The sequence below is a fragment of the Umezawaea sp. genome (assembly GCF_057122925.1).
Genome location: NZ_DBNGPQ010000156.1, coordinates 62,442 through 69,120, shown reverse-complemented (window position 1 = coordinate 69,120; position 6,679 = coordinate 62,442). Strand labels below are relative to the sequence as shown.

At 68.7% G+C, this 6,679-nt stretch carries 5 protein-coding genes and 1 tRNA gene; 4 read left to right on the top strand and 2 right to left on the bottom strand.

The features are described 5' to 3' along the window. The 3 genes from AC156L_RS35445 to AC156L_RS35435 all read left to right on the top strand — a co-directional run. Positions 1–719: replication initiator (locus tag AC156L_RS35445; RefSeq protein ID WP_484407650.1), on the top strand; the 719-nt coding region annotated here is incomplete at its 5' end. 14 nt (positions 720–733) lie between these two features. Next, the gene (locus tag AC156L_RS35440; RefSeq protein ID WP_484407649.1) at positions 734–940 is read left to right on the top strand and encodes a helix-turn-helix transcriptional regulator; all 207 of its coding nucleotides are present in this window, start codon (positions 734–736) and stop codon (positions 938–940) included. Further along, the gene (locus tag AC156L_RS35435; RefSeq protein ID WP_484407648.1) at positions 937–2,304 is read left to right on the top strand and encodes a tyrosine-type recombinase/integrase; all 1,368 of its coding nucleotides are present in this window, start codon (positions 937–939) and stop codon (positions 2,302–2,304) included. Before AC156L_RS35440 ends, AC156L_RS35435 begins: the two co-directional genes overlap by 4 nt. A gap of 207 nt (positions 2,305–2,511) precedes the next feature. On the opposite strand, the gene AC156L_RS35430 is transcribed toward AC156L_RS35435, so the two are convergent. Then, positions 2,512–2,584, bottom strand: a tRNA-Arg gene (locus AC156L_RS35430). Positions 2,585–2,676: 92 nt separating this feature from the next. On the opposite strand from AC156L_RS35430, the gene AC156L_RS35425 reads away from it, so the two are divergent. Continuing rightward, positions 2,677–3,423, top strand: a complete 747-nt coding sequence (locus AC156L_RS35425) for an FkbM family methyltransferase (protein WP_330883484.1) — start codon at positions 2,677–2,679, stop codon at positions 3,421–3,423. A gap of 61 nt (positions 3,424–3,484) precedes the next feature. On the opposite strand, the gene AC156L_RS35420 is transcribed toward AC156L_RS35425, so the two are convergent. Then, on the bottom strand, positions 3,485–6,679 hold the full coding sequence (locus tag AC156L_RS35420; protein ID WP_330883486.1) for a penicillin acylase family protein: 3,195 nt from the start codon (positions 6,677–6,679) through the stop codon (positions 3,485–3,487).

Genomic DNA, 6,679 nt, shown 5'->3' with positions numbered 1-6,679 from the left:
AATACAGCGGCGAACACCTTCCGGTCTGGGACGTGCGGGCGAAGGGCTTCGTTGATCCGCAGACGCGCACACCCTTGCCTACCTGGGAGGAAGCCCTAGACCAGGTCGAGGAGCCCGCTCACCTCGCGCGCTTCGGGGTCCAAGTGCACTCCAAGGGCATCCTTGGCGGCACTCCGGAGGCTGGGCGGCACATCGGGTACCTCACGAAGTACCTGACCAAGAGCATCAACGAGTGCCATGAGGCGGGGACGGCTCGACAGGAACGGCATACCGAACGGCTCTGTGACGAGTTGGCCGTGACGCCGTGTTCCCCGCAGTGCGCGGTGTGGCTGCTCTACGGCGTTCAGCCTCGGAGTGCTCGGCTGTCGATGAATCCGGGGCTGTGCAAGGGAAAGGCCCACAAGCGGACGACACTCGGCGTCGCGGGGAGGCGCGTCCTGGTCTCCCGGAAGTGGTCTGGGAAGTCGCTCGCTGACCACAAGCACGACCGGAAGACGTTCGTTCGGCAACTGCTCGCGGACGTCGGGATCACGCAGGACGACCAGCCCACACGGGTCGTGTGGAACAACGTCCAGCCCGGTGATCCGAACGTCCCGCCGAGACAGCACATGTTGCTGAGGGCTGTGTCGGAGCGCATTCGGTGGAAGGCCGAGTACACGGCGGCATTACTCGCGTCCGCTGGTCCGCCAGATCGTTCGGCAACTCCGCACGCTGCGTAAACGAGGGGGGAACCATGTCCGGCAAGGTTCGACAGATCGCAGAGTTGATGTCCGTTCCGGAGATCCTGGAAGCCCTGGGCGGGGTCTCGCGGGACACGTTCTACAAGTGGCGGCAGACCGGTAAGGGGCCGCGTTGCTTCTCGCTGCCCAACGGTGAGCTGCGGTGCAAGCGGGTGGACTTCGTTAGCTGGCTTGACGGTCTCTACGGGGCGGCGGCATGACCACCACGTTCAAGGTCAAGTTCTGGGAGATCAAGCGGCGTGAGGGGCGTAAGCGGCCATACCCGGTGCGGTGGCTGACGGACGGGGTCGAGCACTCGGAGTGGTACGCCACGAAGGCGCTGGCTACCAGCAGGCTGTCCGAGCTGACGCAGGCGGCGCGTCACGGTGAGCCGTTCGACGTTGAGAGTGGCTTGCCTGTTGGGGAGCATCGGCGGCGGAACTCGTTGTCATTCCTGGAGTTCGCACAGTCCTATATGGATCTCAAGTGGAATGACGCTGCGGCGACTACGCGGGGAAGCACGGTGGAAGCTCTGGCCACTGCTGCGGCTGCGTTCGTCAAGGACGGGGTTGGGCGGCCGGAGGTGGTGGAGCTTCGGGGTGTGCTGTCCCGGACCCTGCTGCCTCCGACGACTCGGGATGGCGAGGTCTCCGATGTCGATCTTGAGGTGATCGACTGGCTGAGGCGGAACTCTCGGTCGCTGTACGACCTGACGGACGCGGTGGCCGTGCGGGCTGTGCTGGACGCCCTGGCGGCGAAGCTGGACGGCAAGGCGGCGGCTGCATCGGTGTACCAACGCAAGCGGGCGGTCCTGTTCAACCTGCTGTCCTACGCCGTCGAGCGGGAGCTGATCCCCGACAACCCGCTGAGCCGGATCAAGCGGAAGGTGTCCAAGGTCGTGGACCAGGTGGACCCGCGCGTGGTGGCCAACCCGAAGCAGGTCGGGGAGTTGCTGACGGCCGTCACGTACGTCGGCAAGCGGAACAAGGACCGGGGCGCTCACCTGGCGGCGTTCTTCGCGGTCGGCTACTACGCGGCGGCTCGTCCGGCTGAGGGCCTGGGGCTGCGTGAGGACGATTGCACGCTGCCTGAAAGCGGTTGGGGTGCTCTGGCGCTGGGGGAGTCACGACCGGCGGCGGGGAAGCGGTGGACGGACTCGGGGGAGGTGCACGATCGGCGAGGGCTGAAGCATCGGGCGCGCAAGGAAGTCCGAATTGTGCCGATTCCGCCCGTGCTGGTCCGCATCCTGCGCGATCACCTCGACCGGTACGGGGTCGGTCCGGACGGGCGGCTGTTCCGGTCCCCGAACGGTGGGGTGGTGTCGTCCTCGACGTACTACCGGGTCTGGGACGACGCCCGTCAGTACGCGCTCGTGCCCTCTCAAGCCTCCTCGCCGTTGGCTGGGCGGCCGTACGACCTGAGGCACGCTGCGGTCTCGCTCTGGTTGAACGGTGGTGTACCCGCAACCGAGGTGGCTGAGCGGGCCGGGCACTCGGTGGACGTCCTGCTGAAGGTCTACGCGAAGTGCATCGACGGGCAGCGGGAGACGGTCAACAACACGATTGAAGGACTCTTCGACCAGTGATCGACCGCCGGAACGAAGGCCCCTGGGCATTCGCCTGGGGGCCTTTGGCGTTGATCAACAGCCAAGATCCAGTCCGTGGTGAGTCCGTAGACGGCGGCAAACCGAGGCAAATTCCGGCTGACAGTGGCATACGGCTCACCCGCTAAAAGATCAAGCCCCGAGCGCGTTGCCGCTGCTCAGGGCCTGATTCACCCGGCGAAAGGTGAGTGCCCCCGGCAGGATTCGAACCTGCGACACACGGTTTAGGAAACCGATGCTCTATCCCCTGAGCTACGAGGGCGGGGCTGGTGCTTGAGCCAGTTTAGCGGCCGGCTGTTGATCAACTGTGGTGGGGGGCCCGGTCGTGGTGGCGGGTTGCCTACCCTTGGGTGGGTGACGCAGAAACTTACTGATGTGCGCGGGGCCGCTGTCGCTGCCGGTCTTCGTGTCCTGGCCAAGGTGACGCCGTTCGTCGAGCCCGAGCTGGTGGGTTTGCGCGAGGTGGTCGGGGTCGGTGATGTGTGTCTGGACGTGGGCGCCGCGCTCGGTCTGTACACGGTGACGTTGTCGCAGCTGGTCGGTCCACAGGGGACGGTTCACAGCGTCGAGCCGCTGGTGTTCGCGCACCCGGCGCTGTCCTACGTGCTGCGTCCGCGGGAGGGGCGGAACGTGGTGCGGCACTCGGTCGCGCTGGGGGCCGTCGAGGGGCGCGAGGTGATGAGCGTCCCGGTTCGGCACGGGGTGCCGGTGACCGGGCGGTCGTTCCTCACGGCGGGGGCCAACGGGCTCGGGTCGAACGTCGAGTTCGACGAGCACCTGGAGGTCGTGGTGCGGACGCAGACGTTGGACGCGTTCGTCGCGGAGCAGGGCATCGGGCGGCTGAACTTCGTGAAGGCCGACGTCGAGGGGGCGGAGCTGCGGGTGCTGGAGGGCGGGGCCTGGGTGATCGAGACGCTCCGGCCGAAGTTCCTCCTGGAGGTCGAGGAGCGGCACGTCTCGCGGTTCGGCTACTCGGCGCAGGACGTGGTGTCGTGGCTCGCCGAGCGCGACTACGACATGAGGATCTGGAACCAGGGCGGGTGGCGGACGGTGACCCGGATCGTGCCCGAGGTGCGCAACTACCTCTTCGTGCCGCGCTGACCTGCGAAAAGCGGAAGACCCCGGTCCCTGGGGGTGGACCGGGGTCTTCCTCGGAAGTGGTCTACTGCGGGTAGACCTCGAGCTCGTAGAGCGAGTATCCGTAATTCGTGCCGCGTTGGGTACCCGTCATTCGTACGAACCGCGCGTCGGTCGGGGCGAACGTCACGTTGTCCGTGGCGCCGTTGCCCTCGCCGGTGGCGAAGACCTGCCGCCACCGGGTGCCGTCGGTCGACACCTCGATCCGGTACGCCTTCCCGAACGACGCCTCCCACCGCAGGAACGCGCGACCGACCCGCTGCACCGAGCCCAGGTCGACCTGGAGCCACTGGTCGTCGCTCCAGTCGCTCGCCCACCTCGTGGCGGGGTTGCCGTCGACGGCGTTGGCGGGCGGGGAGTTGTACGCGCCCCGCTCGTGGCTGCTGGCCGTCGCGGTCCTGCCGAGCGCGGCGTTGGTCAGGCTGGCGCCCCGCTTGGCCGGGAACTGGACGACCTGCTGGTAGGTCGGCCGGTTCTGCCACTGCACCTTGTCGTGGGTGATGCCGCCCATCGCGCGGTGGATGATGGAGTCGGCGCACCACTGGTCGCCCGCCGCGCAGTCCGCGTCACCGGGGTAGACCTGGTTGGCGGGCACGGCCGCGGCGGCGCGCAGGCTGTCCAGCAGCGTGGTGCGGCACGCCGTCACGTCGCCGCCACCGCAGTAGGTGCCGGTCAACGGGCCCGCGACCTGGTCACCGAGGACGCGCCTGATGTCCTTGTCGACGTAGCTCCACCACCCGTACTGGAACGACGACCCCTTGTGCGGTGCGGCGCCGTGGGCGTCGGACGGGGCCTCGTCGACCTGGACGGCCCTGACCAGCTCGGTGTACAGCTCGGTGCCCAGGCCGGGCTCGAACTCGGCCCGCACGAGCCGGGGCCACCACGCGTCGAGCACGCGGATCGCCTCGGCGTGGCTGTAGACCTTGCTGCCCTTCGTGGTCTCGCGGCGCAGCGAACCGGACTGCTGCCACGCCTTGAGCTTCTGCACGGTCGACGCCAGCGCCGGGTCGGTCACCGGGGCCTTCTCGATGACCCGCAGCAGGTCGGGGAGCACCTGCTCGGCCCGCAGGTCGGCGCCCGCGGCCTCGGCCATGGCCTTGGTGAGCGACGCCCTGGTCGCCTTGCCGCCGTTGGCGATCAGGGCCTTGACGCGGTCGTCGATCAGGTCGCCGCGGTGCACCGAGCCGTTGCCGAAGCCGGACGACGTGAAGTCCAGCGCCTGCTTGTTGTTCCAGCTGATGTAGTAGTCCTGGTTGATCGACCGGGGGTGCTCCGCCGCGGGCGTGTAGCGCGCGGAGTTGGTGTTCGGGTCCCAGTCCTGCCACTCGTACTGCTGCGCGGCCTTGATCGGCAGGTTCGGGTCGACGCCCGGCTTGCGCACCGGGTTGGAGCCGGAGTTGAAGTACGCCGTGTCCTTCGAGTCGACGTAGAACCAGTTGAACGCGTACCCGATGTGCTCCGCGGCCTTCTGGAAGTCCTGCGCGGAACGGATGGCGCTCGGGTCGTTGAACTCCTGGAACCCGATGATCGGGTCGACCTCGTGCAGGTAGGTGGACCGCAGAGCGGTGTACGCCACGGGTTTGCCGCCGACCAGGGCTCGGCTCTGCACCAGGCCGTACTTGGTGCGGTACACGACGAGCGTGTACGACCCGGCGGCCGTGCCGTCCGCGACCGTGGGCTTCCAGGCGTTCTTGCGCTCCAACCGCTCCATCGCCACGCACTGGCCGCGCAGCAGGTAGTGGTTGGACGCCTTGGTGGCGGGCTCGCCGTCGGGTTCGCAGAGGTCGACGGCGAACGTGTCGACGATGTCCTGCGACGCCGAGGTGGCGCTCCACGAGTAGTCCTGGCCGCGGCCGAGCTGCACGTACATGCCGACGCCGGCGAAGGACACGCCGCGCGCGCTGATGCCGGGACCGTTCAGCTCCTGGAGCATCAGCAGCTGGGGCGCGAAGTAGCCGGTCTGCGGGCCGAACACGGCGATCGGGTTGCCGGTGTCGGTGTGCGCGCCGGACACGACGAGCGCGTTGGACATGCCGTGCTTCTTGTTCAGCAGGTCGGCAGGGAGGACGCCGTCGGCGAAGATCCCCTCGGCGGCGGCCAGGCCCCCGGCGGGGACGTCGACGGTCGCGGCTCCACCGGTCTGGTCGTAGACCATCGGTTCCGGCGTCACGGAGCCCGCGTCCGGCACCGCCACGCCGACCGGGTCGGCCGGGCTCGCGGAGTACGGGAAGCGCTGGCCGTCGTGCAGGGTCAGCACGGCCTCGGGGTCGTTCTGCTCGCGGAACGACCTCCACACCTGTTCGCCGACCTCGGCGCCGTACTTGTTCTGCGCCGCCAGGCGGACCAGCGCGGACTGCACCTCGCCGCCGCCGCCCGCGCCGAACAGCCCGCCGACGACGGCCGCGATGGCGACCATGTCGGTCGGCTTGAACGGCTGGATGTCGTTCCAGTTGGTGATCGCGTCCGCGTGCCCGGTGAGCACGTACTCGCCGGGGAAGTTCCGCGCGGCGACGGACTGCGAGAGGTAGGCGTTGATGCCCGCGATGTAGTCGTTGACGTCCTGGTTCGCCTGCGCGCCACGGGGTCCGCTCGCGGCGACCCGGTCGATCTGGGCCTGGAGGTCGGCCTCGGTGTAGGCGATCTGGCCGTAGAAGCTCTGCTCCAGCACGCGGTTGCCCTGGGCGCCGCCCGCGAACCCGGTGAGCTGGCTGCGGCCGAGGTGGCGGAACACGTCCATCAGCCACAGCCGGTCCTGGGCGGCGGCGTAGCCCGCGCCGAACTCGGTGCCGGACCGGGTGGTGCCGTAGACGTGCGGCATCCCGATGGCCTTGTCGCGGATGATCGTCACGTCCGCGCGCGGCTTGATCGTGCTCTCGACCTGGTCGGGGGCGACGCCGAAGGAGGCGTCGTTGAAGAACGTGCTCAGCTGCTCGTTGGTCAGCCCCTGGTAGCCCGAGGACAGCGCGTCGTACTTCGGGAGCTGGTCGGCCGAGTGCGCGGGCCGGGTCCCGAAGACCTTGTGGCCCAGGATCTCGGCCAGGGTCGCGTTGCCGTTGTTGCCGGGCGGGAGGATGTCCGAGCACTGGCCGAGGCAGTAGTCGTCCGGGGCGAACGCGGCCGTGGTGACGGGCGGCTCGGGGGCCGCCTGCGCTGGTGCGGTGATGACGGTGGCGGTGGCGAGCAGGGCGACCACCACGACCGGTAGGGCGGCTCTCCGCAT

Bases quoted from the DNA above. Each gene is read 5' to 3' on its own strand.
- AC156L_RS35435 (WP_484407648.1), top strand. From the start codon at position 937: ATGACCACCACGTTCAAGGTCAAGTTCTGGGAGATCAAGCGGCGTGAG.
- AC156L_RS35420 (WP_330883486.1), bottom strand. From the start codon at position 6,679: ATGCGGAGAGCCGCCCTACCGGTCGTGGTGGTCGCCCTGCTCGCCACC.
- AC156L_RS35440 (WP_484407649.1), top strand. From the start codon at position 734: ATGTCCGGCAAGGTTCGACAGATCGCAGAGTTGATGTCCGTTCCGGAG.